18 protein-coding genes are annotated in these 21840 nt (G+C 71.5%); 3 read left to right on the plus strand and 15 right to left on the minus strand.

Features of this window, described 5'->3' with window-relative positions; translation table 11 throughout:
• Nucleotides 1-130: 130 nt before the first annotated feature.
• From ACZ7LS_RS11335 to ACZ7LS_RS11345, 3 genes are all read right to left on the minus strand, one after another.
• On the minus strand, nt 131-772 hold the full coding sequence (locus tag ACZ7LS_RS11335; RefSeq protein WP_385129355.1) for a hypothetical protein: 642 nt from the start codon (nt 770-772) through the stop codon (nt 131-133).
• Nucleotides 773-867: 95 nt separating this feature from the next.
• A complete protein-coding gene (locus ACZ7LS_RS11340) occupies nt 868-2073 on the minus strand; it encodes a MerR family transcriptional regulator (protein ID WP_385129357.1) in 1206 nt (401 codons plus the stop codon).
• A 104-nt stretch (nt 2074-2177) separates the two neighbouring features.
• The gene (locus ACZ7LS_RS11345) at nt 2178-2699 is read right to left on the minus strand and encodes an NUDIX domain-containing protein (protein ID WP_385129359.1); all 522 of its coding nucleotides are present in this window, start codon (nt 2697-2699) and stop codon (nt 2178-2180) included.
• 149 nt (nt 2700-2848) lie between these two features.
• Between ACZ7LS_RS11345 and ACZ7LS_RS11350 the strand changes: the two genes are divergently transcribed.
• Together ACZ7LS_RS11350 and ACZ7LS_RS11355 are read left to right on the plus strand one after the other, a co-directional pair.
• Nucleotides 2849-4006 carry a glycerate kinase gene (locus ACZ7LS_RS11350; RefSeq protein ID WP_385129361.1) on the plus strand — a complete coding sequence of 386 codons (1158 nt, stop codon included), beginning with the start codon at nt 2849-2851 and terminating at the stop codon, nt 4004-4006.
• Nucleotides 4007-4149: 143 nt separating this feature from the next.
• A complete protein-coding gene (locus ACZ7LS_RS11355) occupies nt 4150-6000 on the plus strand; it encodes a GNAT family N-acetyltransferase (protein ID WP_385129363.1) in 1851 nt (616 codons plus the stop codon).
• Between the two features lie 51 nt (nt 6001-6051).
• Here the strand turns inward: ACZ7LS_RS11355 and ACZ7LS_RS11360 are convergent, their stop codons facing one another.
• From ACZ7LS_RS11360 to ACZ7LS_RS11405, 10 genes are all read right to left on the minus strand, one after another.
• Complete coding sequence (locus ACZ7LS_RS11360; protein ID WP_385129365.1) at nt 6052-7947, minus strand: AMP-binding protein; 1896 nt, start codon at nt 7945-7947, stop codon at nt 6052-6054.
• A gap of 118 nt (nt 7948-8065) precedes the next feature.
• Complete coding sequence (pssA, locus tag ACZ7LS_RS11365) at nt 8066-8941, minus strand: CDP-diacylglycerol--serine O-phosphatidyltransferase (RefSeq protein ID WP_382522941.1); 876 nt, start codon at nt 8939-8941, stop codon at nt 8066-8068.
• A complete protein-coding gene (locus tag ACZ7LS_RS11370; RefSeq protein ID WP_129768100.1) occupies nt 8928-9584 on the minus strand; it encodes a phosphatidylserine decarboxylase in 657 nt (218 codons plus the stop codon). Before ACZ7LS_RS11370 ends, pssA begins: the two co-directional genes overlap by 14 nt.
• Before the next feature lie 184 nt (nt 9585-9768).
• A complete protein-coding gene (locus ACZ7LS_RS11375; RefSeq protein ID WP_385129368.1) occupies nt 9769-10974 on the minus strand; it encodes an acyl-CoA dehydrogenase family protein in 1206 nt (401 codons plus the stop codon).
• A 7-nt stretch (nt 10975-10981) separates the two neighbouring features.
• Entirely contained in the window at nt 10982-11488 is a 507-nt protein-coding gene (locus ACZ7LS_RS11380) for a MaoC family dehydratase (protein ID WP_382522935.1), read from the minus strand.
• 2 nt (nt 11489-11490) lie between these two features.
• The gene (locus ACZ7LS_RS11385) at nt 11491-12483 is read right to left on the minus strand and encodes an HpcH/HpaI aldolase/citrate lyase family protein (protein WP_382522932.1); all 993 of its coding nucleotides are present in this window, start codon (nt 12481-12483) and stop codon (nt 11491-11493) included.
• Complete coding sequence (locus ACZ7LS_RS11390; protein ID WP_382522929.1) at nt 12480-14516, minus strand: protein meaA; 2037 nt, start codon at nt 14514-14516, stop codon at nt 12480-12482. The genes ACZ7LS_RS11385 and ACZ7LS_RS11390 overlap by 4 nt, the downstream gene beginning before the upstream one ends.
• Before the next feature lie 11 nt (nt 14517-14527).
• Complete coding sequence (gene ccrA / locus ACZ7LS_RS11395; protein WP_385129371.1) at nt 14528-15901, minus strand: crotonyl-CoA carboxylase/reductase; 1374 nt, start codon at nt 15899-15901, stop codon at nt 14528-14530.
• A gap of 446 nt (nt 15902-16347) precedes the next feature.
• Nucleotides 16348-17160 (minus strand): TetR family transcriptional regulator, encoded by an 813-nt coding sequence (locus tag ACZ7LS_RS11400; protein WP_382522924.1) that lies wholly within the window; start codon nt 17158-17160, stop codon nt 16348-16350.
• A 175-nt stretch (nt 17161-17335) separates the two neighbouring features.
• Nucleotides 17336-19117, minus strand: coding sequence for a 3-hydroxyacyl-CoA dehydrogenase family protein (locus ACZ7LS_RS11405; RefSeq protein ID WP_382873503.1), 1782 nt, complete (start codon nt 19115-19117; stop codon nt 17336-17338).
• 405 nt (nt 19118-19522) lie between these two features.
• Here ACZ7LS_RS11405 and ACZ7LS_RS11410 point away from each other — a divergent pair, with 405 nt between their 5' ends.
• Nucleotides 19523-20089 (plus strand): adenylosuccinate lyase, encoded by a 567-nt coding sequence (locus ACZ7LS_RS11410; RefSeq protein WP_382522920.1) that lies wholly within the window; start codon nt 19523-19525, stop codon nt 20087-20089.
• A gap of 65 nt (nt 20090-20154) precedes the next feature.
• On the opposite strand, the gene ACZ7LS_RS11415 is transcribed toward ACZ7LS_RS11410, so the two are convergent.
• Both ACZ7LS_RS11415 and ACZ7LS_RS11420 read right to left on the minus strand, forming a co-directional pair.
• Nucleotides 20155-20568 (minus strand): RidA family protein, encoded by a 414-nt coding sequence (locus ACZ7LS_RS11415; protein ID WP_382667818.1) that lies wholly within the window; start codon nt 20566-20568, stop codon nt 20155-20157.
• Nucleotides 20569-20639: 71 nt separating this feature from the next.
• Entirely contained in the window at nt 20640-21725 is a 1086-nt protein-coding gene (locus tag ACZ7LS_RS11420; RefSeq protein ID WP_385129374.1) for an Rv2578c family radical SAM protein, read from the minus strand.
• Between the last annotated feature and the right edge of the window lie 115 nt (nt 21726-21840).

Raw genomic sequence — 21840 nt, forward strand, 5'->3', positions numbered from 1 at the left:
GTCCTGGGACTCCAGGATGATGCCGGGCCGCCGTGCACGGAGGGCCAACGCGGAATGAACGTGGGGGAACCGACCCTGACGGCCCGTCACATATGACGGCCTCTCACCCACCCCCAGGGCCGCGCCCGTGTCAGGCGGAGCGCAGCGCGATGGCCGCGCTCAGCGCGGACTGCTCCGGCGCGGGCAGCCGCTTCTCGGCGTGGAGCATCCGCAGGGCGGCGGTGAGGCGCTCCTCGTCCTCCGGTGCGCCGAGGCTGCCCATATAGGCGGGGAGGAGCAGGCTCAGCGCTTCGAGATCGGCGCGTGCGCACAGCCGCGTCAGCAGCGCGCGGACGGGATCATCCGCCGTCGGCGCGTCGTCCGTGGCCCGCAGCCCCCTGGCGACGCAGAGCCGGACCCATTCCCGGTACGGGCCGGGCGGTACGTCGTCGAGATGCCCGGCCGCCGCCCGGAAGTGCGTACGGGCCGCTCCGGGCCGGCCGAGCGCGAGCTGCGCCCGGCCCATGTTGCCGTGCAGGGAGGCGTAGAAGCCGCGGACGCGGTTGTCGCCGACCCGGTCGGCGCGGGTCAGACACTCCTGGTTCCAGCGCAGAGTCTCCTCCGGGGTCGGCTGATGGCGGGCGAGATAGTGCGCGGCGACGCATGCCTCGTAGTCGTCGGCGGCCGCTTCCCAGGCGCGGAGGAACAGCTCGCGCGCGTCGGCCTCCCGGCCCTCGGCCTCTGCCGTCATGCCCTGCGCGCAGAGCTGTACGACGGGGTTCCCGGGGTCCATGTCCCCTCCTCATTCCTTCAGTGGTGCCGACGCGTCCGGTAGGGCGACGCGTCGCCCTACCGACAGGCTCGGACGACGCGGTCGGGCCCGGCGGATCAGAACGCGGGGGCGCCGAGGCCGACGGGCATCACCAGGGTGGTGAAGCTGCCCTGGTCGGCGGAGCGCACCACCACCGGCTCGGTGACGGAGGCGATCTCCAGCAGGACATCGGGTCCGACGCTCGCCTCCAGGGCCGGGGCCAGTACGGCGGGGTCGAAGCCGATGGGCGGGGGCCGCTCGCCGGGGCAGACAGCGGGCAGAGCCGTGGCCCGGGAGTCGTCGGGCAGGGAGACGGCCACCTCGTCCTCGCCCAGCCGCAGCACGATCGCCGGTGTCTCGCCGCAGTCGCTCACGGCGTCGAGCAGGGCGGTCCGGTTCACGATCAGCCGGTACCGGGCCGGTGTCAGCGCGGACAGCATCTCCCGGTACGCGGGGAACAGGACGGCCGAGACGGGGAGTTCGCGGGACGCCGTGCCCGCCGTCTCGTGCAGCGTGACCCCGTCCGGGCCCGCCTCGATCGTCACGGCGGCGCACCGCGCCGCCCAGGCCCCGATCCCGGGCAGGGAACCGGCCGCCAGCGGCAGCCGGCGGGCGGGACCCTCCACCGCCCCCACCGGTCTCAGGACCCGCGTCGACAGCCGGTAGCGGTCGGTGGCCACCAGCCGGACCTCGCCGTCCTCGATCTCGACGAGCACGCAGCCGAGTTCCGGGTGCTCCGGGTCCTGCCCGGCGGCCGGCACGACCTGGCGGAACGCGCTCGCCAGCTCCACGCCGCCGAGCCGTACGACCGTGACCGCCCCGGCCTCGTCCCCCGCCTCGTCCCCCGCCTCGTCCCCCGCCCCGTCCCCCGCCCCGTCCCCCGCCCCGTCCCCCGCCCCGTCCCCGGCACCGGAACGCGCGCGCGTTCCGTCGCCGGACAGGGAGCGCAGCACCGCCTCGATCGTGGCATCGGCCGTCCGCGTCCGGTCCCGTACGGTGTTCCGGTGCCGCTCCAGCACGGCGCGGGCCTCGTCCTCGTCGCCGTCGAGCACGACGGTGACCTCGGCCAGCGGCAGCCCCGCCGCGCGCAGGCTCCGCAGCAGCCGGGCCCGGATGTCCTGGTCGGGGCGGTAGAAGCGGTAGCCCGTCGTCGTATCGACGCGCGCGGGCCGCAGCACACCGCAGTCGTCGTAGAAACGCAGTGCGCTCGGCGTGAGGCCGACGCGCCGGGCGAAGGCGCTGATGCTCAGGAGGTGGGCGGTGCTGTTGGTGTCGAGGTCCATGCCGGCGATTGTCGACGTTCAGGCAACCTGAAGGTCAACTCTCCGCCGGGACCCCCTTCCCGGCCCCTCCCGCCGCCCTCCCGTACGCCCGCCCCGCCCGGACGTTACGCCGCTCCGGGCCGGTGCCCGTTCTCCAGCTCCACCGTGCCCGCGCCGGACTCCAGCACGTCGAGCGCGGCCAGTACGCGCAGTCCGAGCGAGCCCGGCATGAACGCCGGGATCTCGGCGCGGTCGAGCAGCCGCCACGACAGCAACTCCTCCTCCTGGAGCCGGATCGCCCCCAGCCGCTCCTCGTCCAGCACCCCGCCGTCGTACAGATACGCGGCGATCGGCGGCCGGGCCCGCCCCTGTACCCAGTCGACCGCCAGCAGCCGCCCCGGCTCGATGTCGAGGCCGATCTCCTCCAGAGTCTCCCGCCAGGCGCCCTGGCGGGGGGTCTCGCCGTCGTCGGACTCGATGGTCCCGCCGGGCAGCGCCCAGCCGTCGCGGTAGTTGGGCTCGACGATCAGCACGCGCCCCGCGCCGTCCCTGAACAGCACGGCCGCGCCGGCGAGCACGCGGGGGAGGCCCGCGATGTACGCGGCGTAGTCGGTATCGGTCCCGGTATCCGTATCGGTGTGTGTCACACGGGAAAGCCTAGGGCGTGTCCTGCGCGCGGGCAGCGGTGTCGCACGCGGGTGCCCATAGGCGCACAAGGGTGGCCTATGTGCAGGGAGCCGCCGTCCGGATAGGGTCGGGGACGGCGCGACTGCCTGTTCGAAGAGCAAAGGGATTCATGGTGACGGACGGAGCAGTAACGGAAGCCGCACGCGTGCTCATCGCGGCGGACAAGTTCAAGGGGTCGCTCACGGCCGTACAGGTCGCGGAGCGGGTGACGGCGGGGCTGCGTCGTGTTGTCCCCGAGGTGGCGGTGGAGACCCTGCCCGTCGCGGACGGTGGTGACGGTACGGTCGCGGCGGCCGTGGCCGCCGGATTCGAACTGCGCGAGGTACGGGTCACCGGTCCGCTCGGCGACGAGCTGACCGCGGCCTTCGCGCTGCGCGACGGAACGGCCGTCGTCGAGATGGCGGAGGCCTCGGGCCTCCAGTGTCTGCCCGACGGTGTCTTCGCGCCGCTGACGGCGACCACCTACGGATCCGGCGAGCTGCTGCGCGCCGCGCTGGACGCGGGCGCGCGCGTCATCGTCTTCGGCGTCGGCGGCAGCGCCACGACGGACGGCGGAGCGGGGATGCTCTCGGCCCTCGGCGCCCGCTTCCTGGACGCGGCCGGGCAGCCGGTCGGACCGGGCGGCGGCGGGCTGCGCGACCTGGCCACCGCCGACCTCTCCGGTCTGGACGAACGGCTCGCCAGGACGGAGATCGTTCTCGCCAGCGATGTCGACAATCCGCTGACCGGTCCCAAGGGCGCCCCCGCGGTCTACGGGCCGCAGAAGGGCGCGAGCCCCGAGGACGTCGCCACCCTCGACGCGGCCCTCGCCCACTACGCCAGGGTCCTGGAGGCGGCCATCGGCTCCCGCGCCGCCGATCTCGCGCTCTCGCCGGGCGCGGGCGCGGCCGGCGGGATCGGCTACGGCGCGCTGGTCGGACTCGGCGCGGGCTTCCGTCCCGGGATCGAGGTCATGCTCGACGTACTGGGCTTCGCCGACGCCCTGTCCCGGGCCACGCTCGTCATCACGGGCGAAGGCTCCCTGGACGAGCAGACCCTGCACGGCAAGGCCCCCGCGGGCGTCGCGGCGGCGGCCCGCGCGCGGCATATCGAGGTCATCGCGGTCTGCGGCCGGCTGACCCTCCCGCCCGAGGCGCTGGGCAGGGCGGGCATCCGCCGCGCCTACGCCCTCAGCGGGCTGGAACCGGACCCGGCCGTCTCCATGGAGCGGGCGGGCCCGCTGCTGGAGCGCCTCGCGACGGAGATCGCGCGGGACTTCCTGCTCTGAGCCCAGCCGGTCAACGGGACTTCCTCAACAGGACTTCCCCAACGGGACTTGGTCAACAGGACTTGGTCAACGGGACTTGGTCAACAGGGCTTGGTCAACAGGATTACGAGGACAGGCCCCGGGCCAGGGCCTAAGGTCGGGGTGTGCGGATACGGGAAGCGCGCCCCGACGAGGCGCCGGCGCTGAGCGCGCTGGTACTGCGCTCCAAGGCCCACTGGGGTTACGACGACGCGTTCCTGGCCGCCTGCCGCGACGAACTGACCATCTCCGCAGACGAGGTGACGGCCCGTCGGCTGACGGTCGCCGAGGACGGGACATCGGGGGAGGCCCTGGGTGTCGCCTCGCTGGAGGGCCGGGCCCCGGACGGCACGCTCGGCCTGCTCTTCGTCGAACCCCATGCGATCGGCCGGGGCATCGGCCGCGCCCTGTACGCCCATGTCCTGGACAGGGCACGTGCGTTGGGCTTCGAGCGGCTGACCATCGACTCCGACCCGCACGCGGTGGACTTCTACCGGGCACTGGGCGCGCGGCCCGTCCCCGGCGGGGGCACGCTGCCCCGGCTCCTGGTGGAACCGCCACCGCGCAGGGCCTGGGTACGTGCCTGGACACGCGGACAACGCACCATTCAGCTCGGCAACGGCGCGGAGTTCCAGGCGCAGTTCGGCGCGCTGACCCCGCTCGCGCGCCGGGCGGGCGGACACTACTCCTGCCTGGCCGCGCTGGGCAGTCCGCACCCGGCCGTGGTCGTTCTGCCGGTGACCGTGCCGCCGGGCTGGGCCGAGCTGCTGTGCCGCCAACTGGCCTGGGATTCGCTGGAGGTGTACGACGGTCTCACCGCCGTCCGGTCCCTCCACTTCAGCGAGGCCCGCGACGTCGGCGAGGTGCCCCAGGCCGACGAGGCCCCGCGCCCCGTGCTCGCCGCCGCGATCCTCGACCGCCCCGCCCTCGCCCGCCGGCTGCGCGGGCTCGGGCTGCCCTTCGTACCGTGGGGCCACACGTGGCCGTCCGGTGAGCTGTCCGGGGAGCCCCTCCCGCCCGGGGCCCTGCGCTACGAGTCCAAGAGCGCGGCCAACGGCCTCTTCCAGCGGCTGGCCCCCGCGCATCCCGCCATCACCGTGCCCGTTCAGCGGACGGCCGCCCATCGCCGCGAGGCGGCCCGGCTGCTGCTCGCGCTGGTCCGCTCCGGCGCGGGCGGTGTCGTCAAGACCGAGCACGGCGTGGGGGGTTCCGGTACCCGTGTGGTCCGATCCGTACGGGCTCTGCTGCCGGTGCTGCGCGCGCTGCCCCGGGGCCCGCTCCTCGTGGAGGAGTACCTGACGGGAGGGGCGGGCGGGGCGGACCGGACGGACGACTCCGCGCCGGGCCGGGGCGGGGGCCCGCGCGACCTCACCTACGACGGCCTCGTGGACCCGGCCGGTACGGTGCACGACGTCGGCGCCGCGCGCATGGACGTGGCGGGCACGGCCTACCGGGGCGCGACCGTCGGCCCCGGTGCCGTCCCGGACCGGGCCGCCTCGGTCGCCCTGCGGTTCGGGCACGCCGTCGGCCTCGAACTCGCCGCGAGCGGCTACCGCGGCTGGTACGACGTCGATTTCGTGACCGCCACGGCCGGCCGGCTCGCGCCGACGGAGATCAATCTGCGGCTGACGGGACCGTCCGTCGCCTTCATGGTGAAGGCCCGCCTCGACGAGACCAGGAGCGGCGATCATCTCGTACGCTCCCTGGACCACATCGCGCTCGGCGCCCGGCTCCCGGACACCGGACTCATCGCCTGGCTGGAGGAGCTGACGGGGCGTTGCGCCGGGATCGGTGCGGTGCTCGTGCCCTCGATCCCCACGGCCGCCTTCGACCCCGCCCCGTTTCTGGGTGTCGTGCTCGCCGCCCGTACGGCGGACTGCCTCGACGCGGCCGAGGCGCTGGTCCGCGGCGCGGCGCAGGACCTCGGCCGGATCTTCGCCACCACCGGCCGGACCGGCGGACCCGCCGCTCCGTAACCGGCCCCGCCGCAGCTCCGGGCCCTGGCGGTCCTCCCGGCCTCGCCGCTCCTACCGGTCCCGCTGTCTGATGGCGGGCAGTGACGCCACCACCCAGATCAGCACGATCAGCGCCGCGATCATCAACGGCACGTTGAAGGCGTAGACGAGAGCCGCCTGCCGCGGCCAGTCGGTCTTGGCGGTCAGCCGGTAGAGATTGTCCTGCGGCCACCAGGCCACCAGCAGATAGACGATCGCCAGATGGGCCGCGGTCGTCAGTCCCCGGGACTCGCTCCGGCGCAGCATCACCCCCCGGCCCACCGCCAGGAACCCCATCCCGACGGCGAAGGAGAGCCACTCCGCCAGATAGAGCAGGACGAACAGCGCGTTCCAGGGCGCCGGCACCCCGGACACATCCGTGGCCCCGGGGAAGATCACGCCGGTGAGCACGGCGGCGAGAAAGCCGGCGCCGACCCCGACGACGGCGGCGATCGCGCCCTCGGTCGCGTCCTCGCCCGACCCGCTCTTGCCGTTCGCGCGCACGGCCCCCGGGACCGGCGGCAGTGGCAGCTTCTCCCGGTTCACCTTCCCCGCCGCGTTCGTCGGCAGCTCGCTGAGGCGTACCACCGCCGCCGGGACGTCGCCCGCCGGTACCAGGCCGGTGAGCCCGGCCCGCAGGGAGGCCGCCTCCGGGGCGGCGCCGAACGGTGCCCCGGCGCTCGGCACCACGAACGCGATCAGACGGCTTCCGGTGCGGCCTCGGTCTCCGGTGATGACCACGTCCTGGATATGCGGGTGACCGGCCAGCGCCGTCTCCACCCGGTAGGTGTCGACCGTCCTGCCGTCGATCATGACCCGGTCGGCCGCCCTGCCGCGGAACTCCAGGGGTCCTTCGCCCTGCCGCCGTCCCACGTCCTCGGTGGGTACGGCGTCGCCGCCCTCAGGCGGCGTGAGCCAGATCCGCCCCTTGCGCAGTTCGGCCGCGCACCCCGGGAACGGCAGCCCCAGATAGGCGGCTCGCTCCGGGTTCGCCACGGGGCCGGGCAGCTGCTCGGGCTCGAACCAGGTACCGCAGCCGGCCACCTCCGCCGTCCCGTACACGCTCAGCACCCGTGCCCCGGTGGCCGGCAGCAGCGCCTGGAGCCTCAGCTGCTCATCGAGTCGCAGTGGCGCGCCGCCCACCGCGAGCAGTCGCAGGGACGGCAGCTCCTCGTCCAGCAGCCGCGTGGCGGTCGCGGGGCTCATATCGGCGACCGTGACCCGCTCCGCGGTGATCCGGCCGGCCGTCACCGGCCGCTCGGGGAGCACCAGCGTCGCGCCCGAACACAGGGCGCGTATCCAGCCGCCGGTGAACTCGGTGGTCGCGGGCGGCGCGGTCACCAGCACCCGGTCCTCCGGCGACACCCCGTAGACCTCGGACCAGGCGGCGTACGCGGCGAGCAGCCGGTCGTGCCCGGTGGAGACAGCGACGCGCCGTCCCGTCGTTCCCGCCGTGAGCAGGACGGCGGCCGGTCCGCCGGGCGCCCGCTCGCCCGCGTCCCGGAGAGCGGGTCCCGCGTGGGCGATGGCCGTCGCGTCGGTGTCCAGACAGATGGCCGTCCGGTCGCGGCCGTCATCGACCCGTGGCAGCAGCGACGCGTCCGTGATGACGGCCTCGGCGCGGGTGAGGCCGAGTAACCGGTGCTGTTCCTGGGCCGGAGTATCCGGGTCCAGCACGGCATACGCGTGCCCCGCCTTCAGTACGGCGAGGATCGCCACCAGCACCTCGGCCGGGCGCCGTGCACAGATGGCGACGGTGGATCCGGAATCCGACAGTCCGGCGTTCGACGCGAGATACGCGGCGAGCCGCCCGGCCTCGGCGTCCAGTCGCTCGTAACCGATCTGGTCACTGTCGGTGATGACGGCGGTATGGTCGGGCGTCCGCCGTGCCTGTTCTTCGAAAAGCTGATGTATCGATCCCCCGGTCATGGCGGCCGATCATTCCAGAGGGTCGGGGCTCGCGGAAGAGGGAGCACATCGGAGAGGGCCCGGACGCGCGCTCGCGTCCGGGCCCTTCACGATCATTCGCCGTACGGCGAGAGCCCCGCTACGGCAGCTGCGCCGCCCGTGCCTCACGATGCGCAGCGCGCGCCTCGCGACGGTTGCCACGGAACGTGTTCACGCGCCGGGCCGTGGCGAAGAGCGGAATCACGGCTCCCGCCACCACCTGGAGCGCGCAGCCGGTCTGGAGCAGCAGCTGACCACCCGGCGCCTCGAACGCCCAGGCCGCCAGCAGCCCCATCGCGGCCACGATCCAGCCGAGCATCGCCACCGCGAGCACGCCCCGCGGCTTGGGGTACTCGACCCGGCTCACCATCAGCCAGGCCACCCCGATGATCGCGAGCAGCGTCGGTACGAAGCGCAGTTCCAGCAGGACGATCGAGATGACGGTCAGGGCGCCGAAGGGGCTCGGCATCCCTTGGAACATGCCGTTCTTTATGGTCACGCAGGAGAATCGCGCCAGGCGCAGCACGACGGCCAGCAGGACGACGATCGCCGCCAGCGCGGAGACCCGTTGATGCGCGTCGTCCGCGACCATCCCGTACACCAGTACGAAATACGCCGGGGCGAGGCCGAAGCTGATCAGATCGGAGAGGTTGTCCAGCTCCGCGCCCATCGGCGAGCTGCGCAGCTTGCGCGCCACGAGCCCGTCGAAGAGATCGAAGATCGCCGCCGCCAGCATCAGGATCACGGCCGTCGCGGCGGAGTGCCGCGCCATGCCGCTCTCGTCGCTGCCCGTGAGATGCGGGATGAGGATGCCGGTGGTGGTGAAGTAGACGGCCATGAAGCCGCAGGTGGCGTTACCGAGCGTGAGGGTGTCCGCTATCGACAGCCGCAGAGAGAGCGGCATGTCTTCCGCGTCGTCCTCCTCCTCGGCCTCGGCCGCCCAGCCTGCTTGCGTATCGGGATCAATCACGGTCAATTCGAGTCACCCCTGCGGTCGTGGTCTGACCGACCTCGACGGCGACATCGACACCTTCCGGAAGGTAGATGTCGACGCGCGAGCCGAAACGGATCAGGCCGATGCGCTCACCCTGTTCCACCTTGGTCCCCTGGGGCAGATACGGCACGATGCGCCGGGCAACCGCGCCGGCGATCTGCACCATCTCGATGTCGCCCAGTTCGGTGTCGAAGTGCCAGACAACGCGCTCGTTGTTCTCGCTCTCCTTGTTGAACGCCGGAACGAATCCGCCGGGGATGTGCTCCACGGATGTCACGGTCCCCGCGAGGGGCGCGCGGTTGACGTGGACGTTCAGCGGGCTCATGAAGATGGCGACCCGGGTGCGCCCGTCCTTCCACGGCATGATGCTCTGCACCACACCGTCGGCCGGGGAGATGACCCGGCCCTGCGTGATCTCGCGCTCGGGGTCGCGGAAGAACCACAGCATGCCCGCCGCGAGCGCGGTGGCGGGCACAGCGAGGACCGCTGCGCGCTTCGAGTGACGTGCGCGGACAAGACCGATCGCCGCGGTGGCGACGGTCGGCAGGAGCCACGGCGATGCTCCGCGGGCGAGGCGTCCACCAAGGAAGCTAACGCGTGGTGCAGAGGTTTGGCTGTGGGGCATGGATGACCTTCGTAGCGGATGATGCCGCGCTGGCAACGGGGGGACGGCGGCGGCTTTCCAGCGATGGTACTGGTTTCGGCACGCAACTGAGCAAGCCAGGGCCCGAGTCGAGCGGCTTGAAGCCAGCGCCAGAGGGCGACAGGGTGTGATCTTCTTCGCCATTAAACCCGGATGAAAGCGACAATTATCCCTGGAATCGGTACTCCTCCAGCAGTCGGCGGCCGATGATCATTTTCTGGATCTCGGCGGTACCCTCGCCGATCAGCAGCATCGGGGCCTCGCGGTAGAGGCGCTCGATCTCGTACTCCTTGGAGAAGCCGTAGCCGCCGTGGATGCGGAAGGCGTCCTCGACGACTTCCTTGCAGTACTCGGAGGCGAGGTACTTCGCCATCCCTGCCTCCAGGTCGTTTCGTTCCCCGGAGTCCTTTTTGCGTGCCGCGTTGACCATCATGGCATGGGCGGCCTCGACCTTGGTGGCCATCTCCGCCAGCTTGAACTGGATCGCCTGATGCTGGGCGATGGGTTTGCCGAAAGTGTGACGCTGCTGGGCATACGAGACGCCCAGCTCGAAGGCGCGCTGTGCGACCCCGCAGCCACGCGCCGCGACATTCACCCGGCCGACCTCGACGCCGTCCATCATTTGGTAAAACCCTCGGCCGGTGGTCCCGCCGAGTACCCGATTGGCCGGAATGCGCAGTCCGTCCATGATCAACTCGGTGGTGTCGACCCCCTTGTAGCCCATCTTGTCGATCTTCCCGGGGATGGTCAGTCCGGGCCGCACCTCGCCGAAGCCGGGCTCCTTCTCGACCAGGAACGTGGTCATCGACTTGTGCGGAGCCGTGCCCTCCGGGTGCCCCTCGTCGCTGCGGCACAGCACGGCGACGAGATGGGAGGTGCCGCCGTTGGTCAGCCACATCTTCTGGCCGTTCAGTACATACGAGTCGCCGTCCCTGGTCCCCTTGGACGTGATCGCCGCGACGTCGGACCCGAGACCGGGCTCCGACATCGAGAACGCGCCGCGGACCTCGCCCGCCGCCATCCGCGGCAGGAACGTGGCCCGCTGCTCCTCGGTGCCGTGCTGCTTGAGCATGTACGCCACGATGAAGTGGGTGTTGATGATGCCGGAGACGGACATCCAGCCCCGGGCGATCTCCTCCACGCAGAGCGCGTAGGTGAGCAGGGACTCGCCCAGGCCGCCGTACTCCTCGGGGATCATCAGCCCGAACAGTCCCAGCTCCCTGAGCCCCTCGACGATCCGGTCCGGGTACTCGTCGCGGTGCTCCAGCTCGGTGGCGACCGGGATGATCTCCTTGTCGACAAAGTCCCTTACGGTGGCCAGGATCTCCCGCTGAATGTCGGTCAGTCCGGCTGTCTGGGCGAGTCGGCTCATGTCTCTGTCACTTCTCCCGCAGCTCGGGGCGGCCGGGCTGCTCGCCGCCGCGTTCCTTGATGTACGCCTCGGTGGGGACCATCACCTTGCGTCTGAACACGCAGACCAGCGTCCCGTCCTGCGTGTAGCCCCGGGTCTCCACGTACACGATTCCGCGGTCGCTCTTCGAACGCGACGGCGTCTTCTCCAGCACGGCCGTCTCGCCGTAGAGCGTGTCCCCGTGGAAGGTCGGCGCGACGTGCTTGAGCGACTCCACCTCCAGATTGGCGATGGCCTTCCCGGAGACGTCCGGCACCGACATGCCCAGCAGCAGCGAGTAGACGTAGTTGCCCACGACGACGTTCTTCCCGAAGTCGGTCGTCTTCTCCGCGTAGTTGCTGTCCAGGTGCAGCGGGTGGTGGTTCATGGTGAGCAGACAGAACAGATGGTCGTCGTACTCCGTCACCGTCTTGCCCGGCCAGTGCTTGTAGACCGCGCCGACCTCGAACTCCTCGAAGGTGCGTCCGAACCGCATCGTCACGCCTCCGGGGCTTCGAACGAGGTGGTGCGCCGCATCCCCGCGGCCCGGCCCTTGCCCGAGATGACCAGCGCCATCTTGCGGCTCGCCTCGTCGATCATCTCGTCGCCGAGCATCGCGGAGCCCTTCTTGCCGCCCGCCTCCGACGTGGAGTACTCGTACGCGTCGAGAATCAGCTCGGCGTGGTCGTAGTCCTCCTGCGAGGGCGAGAAGATCTCGTTCGACGCCTCGATCTGGCCCGGGTGCAGCACCCACTTGCCGTCGTAGCCCAGCGCCGCCGCCCGGCGCGCCACCTCGCGATAGCCGTCCACATCGCGGATCTGGAGGTAGGGGCCGTCGATCGCCTGGAGATCGTGGGTGCGGGCCGCCATCAGAATGCGCATCAGAATGTAGTGGTACGCGTCCGCGCCATAGCCGGGCGGCTGCTGCCCGACGACGAGTGACTTCATGTTGATGGACGCCATGAAGTCGGCGGGACCGAAGACGATCGTCTCCAGGCGCGGCGAGGCGGCGGCGATCTCGTCGACGTTCACCAGGCCCTTCGCGTTCTCGATCTGCGCCTCGATCCCGATCCTGCCGACCTCGAAGCCCATCGTCTTCTCGATCTGGGTGAGCAGCAGATCCAGGGCGATGATCTGCTGGGCGTCCTGGACCTTCGGCAGCATGACGCAGTCGAGATTGTGTCCCGCGCCCTCCACGACGGTGATCACATCGCGGTAGGTCCAGTGCGTCGTCCAGTCGTTGACCCGGACGACCCGGATCTTGCCCGTCCAGTCGCCCTTGTTGAGCGCGTCGACGATGGTGTGCCGGGCGCCCTCCTTGGCGAGCGGCGCGCAGGCGTCCTCCAGATCCAGGAAGACCTGGTCGGCCGGCAGTCCCTGGGCCTTCTCCAGGAAGCGCGGGTTCGACCCCGGTACGGCGAGGCACGAGCGGCGCGGACGCAGCCGGCTCGCGGCGGTTCCGGCCGTCTCGGTGGTAGCAGGCGCGGTCATGCGGGGACCTCCCATGGGTCGAGCTTGTTCGCTGTGCGGATCTCGTCGACGATACGGCCGATGATCTCCGTGATCCCGAAGTCCTTCGGGGTGAAGACGGCGGCCACTCCGGCCGCCCGCAGCTCCTCGGCGTCGGCGTTCGGGATGATCCCGCCGACGATCACCGGGATGTCGCCCGCGCCCGCCTCGCGCAGGAGCCCGAGGACCTCGGGCACCAGCGCCGCGTGCGAGCCCGACAGGATCGACAGGCCCACACAGTGCACGTCCTCGGCGAGCGCGGCGCTGACGATCTGTTCGGGCGTCAGCCTGATGCCCTGGTAGACCACCTCGAAGCCGGCGTCGCGGGCGCGGACCGCGATCTGTTCCGCGCCGTTGGAGTGCCCGTCGAGACCGGGCTTGCCGACCAGCAGCCGCAGCCGCCTCCCGCCGCCCGGCGCGCCCGGCGCCGAGGTCAGCTCCTCGGCGGTACGGGCCACCTTCTCCCGTACGGCCGCGAGCGCGGTGCCCGTCTCCGCGGCGACCGCGACCGGGGCGCCGCCGACGCCCGTGGGCGCGCGGTACTCGCCGAAGACATCCCGCAGCGCCCAGGACCACTCACCGGTCGTCACCCCGGCCCGCGCGCACTCCAGCGTGGCGGCCATCAGATTGCCGGTGCCCGCGGCCGCCTTCTTCAGAGCGGTCAGCGCGTCGGTGGCCCGCGCCTCCTCGCGGTTGACCCGCCAGCTCTGGAGAGCGGCCACCACCCCGGCCTCGTTCGCCGGGTCGACCGTCATGATGGCGGTGTCGAGATCGGCGGTGAGCGGGCTGGGCTCGGTGGACTCGTAGCAGTTGACGCCGACGATCTTCTCCTCGCCCGACTCGATCCGCGCCCGCCGCTCGGCGTGCGAGGCGACGAGCCGCGATTTGAGATAGCCGGACTCGACGGCGGTCATCACCCCGCCCATCGCCTCGATCCGGTCGATCTCGGCGAAGGACTCGGCGACCAGGTCCGCCACCTTGGCCTCGACGACCCGCGAGCCGTCGAAGATGTCCGCGTACTCCAGCAGATCGCTCTCGTGCGCCAGCACCTGCTGGATACGGAGCGACCACTGCTGGTCCCAGGGGCGGGGCAGCCCCAGCGCCTCGTTCCAGGCGGGCAGCTGTACGGCGCGGGCGCGCGCGTCCTTGGAGAGCGTCACGGCGAGCATTTCGAGGACGATCCGCTGGACGTTGTTCTCCGGCTGGGCCTCGGTCAGCCCCAGGGAGTTGACCTGGACGCCATAGCGGAAGCGGCGCTGCCTGGCGTCCTCGATGCCGTACCGCTCGCGCGTGATCCGGTCCCAGATACGGGAGAAGGCCCGCATCTTGCACATCTCCTCGATGAACCGGACACCCGCGTTGACGAAGAACGAGATCCGGCCGACCACGTCCCCCTTGCGCTCCTCGGGGATCTGGCCGGAGGCGAACACCGCGTCCAGCACGGCGATCGCGGTGGACATCGCGTACGCGATCTCCTGGACCGGAGTGGCCCCGGCCTCCTGGAGGTGGTAGCTGCAGATGTTGATCGGATTCCACTTGGGGATGTGGTTCACCGTGTACGTGATCATGTCCGTGGTCAGCCGCAGGCTCGGCCCCGGCGGGAAGACATGCGTCCCGCGCGAGAGGTACTCCTTGACGATGTCGTTCTGTGTCGTCCCCTGGAGCCGGCCGATGTCCGCGCCCTGCTCCTCCGCGACCACCTGATAGAGCGCCAGCAGCCACATGGCGGTGGCGTTGATGGTCATCGAGGTGTTCGTGCGCTCCAGCGGGATGTCCTGGAACAGCCGGCGCATGTCGCCGAGGTGCGAGACCGGCACCCCGACCCGGCCGACCTCGCCGCGGGCGAGGATGTGGTCGGGGTCGTAGCCGGTCTGCGTCGGGAGGTCGAACGCGACGGACAGGCCCGTCTGTCCCTTGGCGAGATTGCGCCGGTACAGCTCGTTGGACGCCTCGGCGGTCGAGTGACCGGCGTACGTCCGCATGAGCCAGGGCCGGTCCTTCTGGCGGTCAGGCATATGAGGAACCCTCAGCTGTCACGGGTATGGGGGGCGGTCCGCTCCACCGGGGCGTCGCGGAACAGATTGATGGCGTCGAGATGGCGTGCGCGCAGCTCCTCGTCGCGCACCCCGAGGCCCTCGCGCGGCGCCAGCGCCAGCACGCCGACCTTGCCCTGATGACGGTTGCCGTGCACGTCGTACGCGGCCTGGCCGGTGTCCTCCAGCGCGTACACCTTCGACAGGGTGGGATGGATCTTTCCCTTGGCGACCAGCCGGTTGGCCTCCCAGGCCTCCCGGTAGTTGGCGAAGTGCGAGCCGATGATCCGCTTCAGCGACATCCACAGATAGCGGTTGTCGTACTCATGGGTGTAGCCGGAGGTGGAGGCGCAGGTCACGACCGTGCCGCCCTTGCGGGTCACATACACGCTCGCGCCGAAGGTCTCGCGCCCCGGGTGCTCGAAGACGATGTCGACGTCCTCGCCGCCGGTCAGCTCGCGGATGTGCTTGCCGAACCGTTTCCACTCGCGCGGATCCTGGTGGTGCTCGTCCTTCCAGAACCGGTACTCCTCGGCGCCGCGGTCGATGATCGCCTCGGCGCCCATGCCCCGGCACAGCTCCGCCTTCCGGTCGCTGGAGACCACACAGACCGGGTTCGCGCCGCCGGCCAGCGCGAACTGCGTGGCGTACGAGCCGAGTCCGCCGCTCGCGCCCCAGATCAGCACGTTGTCGCCCTGTTTCATCCCCGCGCCGTTGCGGGACACCAGCTGGCGGTACGCGGTGGAGTTGACCAGCCCGGGGGCGGCGGCCTCCTCCCAGCTGAGGTGGCGGGCCTTGGGCATCAGCTGATTGGACTTCACCAGCGCCAGTTCCGCCAGACCGCCGAAGTTGGTCTCGAAGCCCCAGATCCGCTGCTCGGGGTCGAGCATCGTGTCGTTGTGGCCGTCGGACGACTCCAGTTCGACGGAGAGGCAGTGCGCGACGACCTCGTCGCCCGGGTGCCAGGCGTTGACACCGGGCCCGGTGCGCAGCACCACGCCCGCCAGGTCGGAGCCGATGATGTGGTACGGCAGATCGTGTCGCCTGGCCAGCTCGCTGAGCTTGCCGTACCGCTCCAGGAAGCCGAAGGTCGGCAGCGGTTCGAAGATCGAGGTCCAGACGGAGTTGTAGTTGACCGAGCTGGCCATGACGGCCACCAGGGCCTCGCCGGGGCCGAGTTCGGGCACCGGCACTTCGTCGAGATGGAGTGACTTGCGGGGGTCCTTGTCCCGGGTGGGGAGGTCGGCGAACATCTCCGTCTCGTCCTTGTGCACGGTCACCGCCCGGTACGAACCGGGCAGCGGCAGTGCGGCGAAGTCGGCGGACGTACTGTCCGGCGAAAGGATCGCGTCCAGGATTTCCTTCACGGTGTTGCCTCCGGCGAAGCTGAGGGTGCGAGATGCGGGGGCTGCTTGCTGGTGCGGTGGAGGTGTGCCGTCGGTTCGGCGGGTACGCGTGCTGATCGAGCCGCTCCGTGCTGATCGGCGGCGCCGGGTGGGCGCGGGAGGTGCCTGTGACGCAGGCGTCCTGGCGCACAAGCGAGAGGGCTTGCGGGAACAGCCGGACACCTTCACGTTATGGCACCCTGTGACAGCTGACAAGGCACTGGGTGCCAACAATTTCTCTCGTTTGTCACCCGTAGGGCACGCATGAGCAATGTCTACCGCCCATTCCGCGACAAATATCACCGGGCGCGGTCAAGCGAGCGCATGGCGTAGGCGGGGCCGGTGGAGACGGGGCCGGTACACGACAGCGCACCGGACCTCGCGGGTCCGGTGCGCCGGGTCGCTGTGCGCCGGGTGACGGCGGGGGCTCAGGCGTTCCTGAGCGCCTGCCTGATGGTGCGCATGACCTCGTCCAGCGGGGCGTCGGTGTGCGCCACCGCCACCAGGACGTCCCCGGTGGTCCGTGCCGAGGCCGCCAGATGCTCCGGCTTGCCGCCGATGGTCCGGCCCGCGCCGATGCCCGTACCGAACGTGTCGCGCACGATCGCGAAGGCGTGGTCGAGCTGTGCCTCCACGTCGCCCTGGCCGCCGGCCCGCAGCCAGCGGCGCAGCACATGGTTGTGCGCGGTGACGACGGCGGACGCGGCCACCTCGGCCAGCAGCGGGTCGTCATTGCCGTCGGTGTGGTCGCGCTCGTCGAAGTGGCCCAGCAGATAGCGGGTGAACAGCCGCTCGTAGCGGGCCACCGAGGCGATCTCGCGCTCCCGGAGCGTGGGCACCTCACGGGTCAGCCGGTAACGCTCCACGGACACCGCGGGGGAGGCCGCGTACATCCGCATGACCTCCTTGATGCCACGGCAGACCGTGTCGAGCGGATGCTCGTGGGCGGGGGCGGCGTTGAGGACCGCCTCCGCCCGTACGAGCGTGTCGTCGTGGTCGGGGAAGATCGCCTCTTCCTTGGAGCGGAAGTGCCGGAAGAAGGTACGGCGGGCCACCCCCGCCGCCGCGGCGATCTCGTCGACGGTCGTCGCCTCGTACCCCTTGGTCGCGAACAGTTCCATGGCCGCGGCCGCCAGTTCACGGCGCATCTTGAGCCGTTGGGCGGCGGCGCGGGTACCGGCGGCACTCTCGGGAACGTCGGTCCTGGAGTTCGTACGGGAGGGCTTGGCGGGCTGGGACATGAGGTGAACGTACTGCATCGGCGCAGGAGAGCGCGCCTGTGGGGGCGGACCGCCGGCCCCCGCGGGCGGCGGTCCGCCCGCCGCGCCGGCGGTCGTGCCGGACGCCGTCCCCGGCGCCGTACCGTCCGGTGCCCGATCCGCCGGATCGAGCAGCCCGCCCCAGCCCGCGCCCGGATCAGCGCCGGGCATATTCGCGGAAGCCGCGGCCCGTCTTGCGGCCGAGGCAGCCCGCGGCCACCAGGTGTTCGAGCAGCGGCGCGGGGGCCAGCCCCGGGTCCCGGAACGCGCGGTGCAGGACCCGTTCGATGGCCAGCGAGACATCCAGGCCGACCACATCGAGGAGCTCGAACGGCCCCATCGGATAGCCGCCGCCCAGCCGCATCGCGGCGTCGATGTCGTCCAGCGTCGCGTAGTGCTCCTCGACCATCTTGATCGCGTTGTTCAGATACGGGAAGAGCAGCGCGTTGACGATGAACCCGGCGCGGTCGCCGCAGTCCACCGGGTGCTTGCGGACGGCCGTGGACACGGCGTGGACGGTGGCCACGGCCTCGTCGGAGGTGAGGACCGTACGGACCACCTCCACGAGCTTCATCGCCGGGGCCGGATTGAAGAAGTGCATCCCGACCACGTCCCACGGGCGCGAGGTCGCGCGGGCACAGGCGATCACCGGGAGGGACGAGGTGGTGGTGGCCAGCACCGCGCCCGGCCGGCAGACCTTGTCGAGAGCGGCGAACAACCGCTGCTTGACCTCCAGATCCTCGGCCACCGCCTCGATGGCGAGGTCCACCCCGGACAGCGCGTCGAGCGAACCGGCCGGGGTGATCCGCGCCAGCGCGTCGGCGCGCGCCTCGGCCGTCATCCGCCCCTTGCCGACCGAGCGGTCCAGGGACTTCGCGATACGGGACACGGCGCCCTCGGCCTTCTCCGGGGTGCGGGCGGCGAGCACGACGTCGTATCCCGCCGTGGCGAAGACCTCCGCGATCCCGCTCGCCATCGTGCCCGAGCCCGCCACCCCCACCGAGCGCACGGGCCGCCCGGCGCCGCCCTCCCGGCCGGCCCGTGGGGTGAGCGCGTCCGGCACGACCGTGCCGCTGCCCGGCGCCTCGTACGTGTAGAAACCGCGCCCGGACTTACGGCCGGTCAGCCCGGCCTCGCTGAGCTGGCCGAGGACCGGCGCGGGGGCGTGCAGCCGGTCGTGCGACGCGGCGTACATCGCCTCCAGCACGGTACGGGCGGTGTCGACCCCGATCAGGTCGATCAGGGCGAGCGGCCCCATCGGCAGCCCGCAGCCCAGCCGCATCGCGGCGTCGATGTCCTCGCGGGAGGCGTACTTCGCCTCGAACATCGCGGCGGCCTGGTTGAGATAGCCGAAGAGCAGCCCGTCCGCCACGAATCCGGGCCGGTCGCCCACCGCGACCGGCTCCTTGCCCAGCTCCCGGGCGAGGGCCGTGACGGCCGCGACGGCCTGTGGCGAGGTGAGGACCGACGAGACCACCTCGACGAGCTTCATCGCCGGCGCGGGGTTGAAGAAGTGCAGGCCGAGGACGCGCTCGGGGTGCGCGGAGTCGGCGGCCAGCCGGGTCACCGACAGCGCGTTGGTGCCGGTCGCCAGGATCGTGGCAGGGCTGACGATCGTGTCCAGCTCGCGGAAGACCCGCTGCTTCGTCTCGTACGACTCCGGCACGACCTCGATCACCAGCCCGGCGTCGGCGGCGGCCCGGAGATCGGAGAAGGTACGGAACCGGGCGAGCACGGTCCGCCGCTCCTCCTCGCCGAGCCGCCCCCGTTCCACGGCCCGCGCGGTGGACGCGTCGAGCGCCGCGGCGGCCCGGAGGGCGGCGGCGTCGCTGATGTCGATACCGATGACCTCGTGCCCGGCCCGGGTGAGGACCTCGGCGATACCGGTGCCCATCGTGCCGAGGCCGACGACGGCGATGGTGGAGAGAGGGATGTCCATCACGGGACTCCAGGGGATGAGAGTGACGGCTGAGGGCGCGCGGCGAGCGCCGGGCGCCGGACGCGCGAGCGCGTGCGGGTCGCGGAGGTGCGGCGGCGGTGTGGCCGGCGGACTCTGTTCCGGAGTCGCGCCGTACAGCGCCGTTGAAGGCAGTGCGTGGCCGTACCTGGCCGCACACGGCCGTGCTGAACCGACAGCACTCACGACGGCCGCGTCACCAGGCCGTCGAAAGCCGCGGAGGTTATCCGCTCATCTGAGGCTAACCGACGAGTAACGAGCGCGCCATAGCTGGGACGCCGTGTGCCGTGTCACGGACGGCCGGAATCGTTCGCTCAGGCGCGAAGTGGCCGGTGGAGCACGCTATTTGGTGCCCACGGCGATCCGCCGGATCGATACGCTGGACCGATGGACGAGGACTTCCGCTCGCTCGCGGACCGGGTGCGGGACGAGTCCCGGGGCTCAGCCGCCTGCGAGCGGCTGATCGCCACCGAGGATCCCGAGGCCCTGGCCCATGTACTCGTCGCGCCGGAACAGCCCCTGTGGGCCCGGGAGATCGCGGCCTTCCGGCTCGGCTGCGCGGGCGACCGGCGGGCCTTCGAGACGCTGGTGCTGCTCCTCAACCACCGGGATCCGGAGCGCTGCGTCTCCGCCTCGTACGCCCTGGCGCGGCTCGGCGACCCGCGCACCCCCAGAGCCGCCGCCGCGCTCGCCACCAACGGGCTGCGTACGGCCTACGCGCTCCACCCCGTACGGCTGCTCACCGAACTGCGCGCGCCCGAGTCCGTACCGGCGCTGATCAGCACGCTGGAACGGCTGCTGACGCCCGGCGAACCGCACTGGCGGGTGGCGCTCGCCTGCGTCGAGGGGCTGGGCCTGCTCGGCGACGACCGGGCGCGCCCCGCCCTGGAGGCGGCCTGGCGCCACCCGAGGCTGACCACCGCCGCGGCCGCCGCGCTCAGCCGCCTCGCGTAGCGCACCTCCGGCCCGACCCGCGGGCTGGGTTCCTGGTGCGGCCTTCCCGGAGGCGAACCGAGCCCTCAAGAAAGCGGGCCGGAGTCCTGGACGATCGCGAACGCCTCTATCTCCAGCAGCAGTTCGGGACGGAACAGCGCGGACACCTGGACCGCCGAGCTGGCCGGCGGGCGCGCCGTGTCGATCACCGCGTCCCGTGCTTCCCGTATCGCCGGCAGATGGGCGACGTCGGTGACGAAATACGTCAGCTTGACCACATCGTCGAACGAGGCGCCGGCCGCGGCGAGACAGCGGCGCAGATTCTCGAACACCTGGCGCGCCTGGGCGGCCGGATCGCCTTCGCCCACGAGGGCGCCCTCCTCGTCGAACGCGCACTGGCCGGAGACCGCGACGAACCGGCCGGTGCCCCAGACGACATGGCTGTAGCCGTTGCCCGGTGCGACGCCGGCGGGGGAGCGCAGATGCGTGAGTTCCGTCATGGGGCCATCCTCGCCGACGCCACTGACAACGGGCCACGAGGGTGTCCCGACCGGCGGCTCCCGGCCACGGCCTACAGCAGTGTGAGCTGGGTGGCGCCCGGCTCCGGGGCCGTCGCCACCGGCCTGATCGGCAGGCCGGGCAGGTCCGGGTCCCGTGGCACGGTGATCCGCCGTGCCTCGCCCCGGCTCGCCGGGCCGATGCCGAACTCGTCGGCCAGCTCATGCACCTGCCGGGTGATCCGGCGCTGGTACCACTTGGGCGCGTACGCGCCCTCCGCGTAAAGACGCTCGTACCGCGCCACGAGATGCGGGTGGTGCCGCGTCAGCCAGGCCATGAACCACTCGCGCGCGCCCGGCCGCAGATGCAGGACGAGCGGGGTCACGGACGTCGCGCCCGCCGCGGCGATCGCGCGCACCGTCGCCCGCAGCTGGTCGGGCCCGTCGCCCAGGAAGGGGATCACGGGCGCCATCAGCACTCCGCAGCCGATGCCGTTGTCGCTCATCGCCCGTACGACGTCGAGACGTCGCTCGGGCGAGGGCGTGCCCGGTTCGACCGTGCGCCACAGCTCCTGGTCGACGAAGCCGACGGAGACCGAGATGCCCACGTCCGTGACGGCCGCGGCCTCCCGGAGCAGTTCGAGGTCGCGCAGGATCAGGGTGCCCTTGGTGAGGATGGAGAACGGGTTCGCGCGGTCGCGCAGGGCCGTGATGATCCCCGGCATCAGCCGGTAGCGGCCCTCCGCGCGCTGGTAGCAGTCGACATTCGTACCCATCGCGATATGGGCCCCCTGCCACTGGCGGGAGGCCAGCTGGCGGCGTACCAGCTCCGGCGCGTTGATCTTGACCACGATCTGGGAGTCGAAGCCGAGCCCCGTGTCGAGGTCCAGATAGCTGTGGGTCTTGCGGGCGAAGCAGTACACACAGGCGTGCGTGCAGCCCCGGTACGGGTTCACCGTCCACTCGAACGGCATACGGGACGCGCCCGGCACGCGGTTCACGATCGAACGGGCGCGGATCTCGTGGAAGGTGATGCCCCGGAATTCGGGCGTGTCGAAGGTACGGGTGGTCACGGCGTCCGTGCCGAAGAGCGCGATGTCCCCGGTCGGCCCGGTCGGCCCGGTCGTCGAGGCGTTCTCGACCAGATTGTCCCAGCGCATGGGTGCCTCCTCGGTAGCACTGACGACAGAATAGAACACATGTTCCCTTGATCGCCGCAACCGCGATTTGGGCGGGCGTACCGGAGGGTGGTTGGCTGGCCGCACCCCACCGGAA

This window comes from Streptomyces sp. NPDC039430 (genome assembly GCF_055639435.1).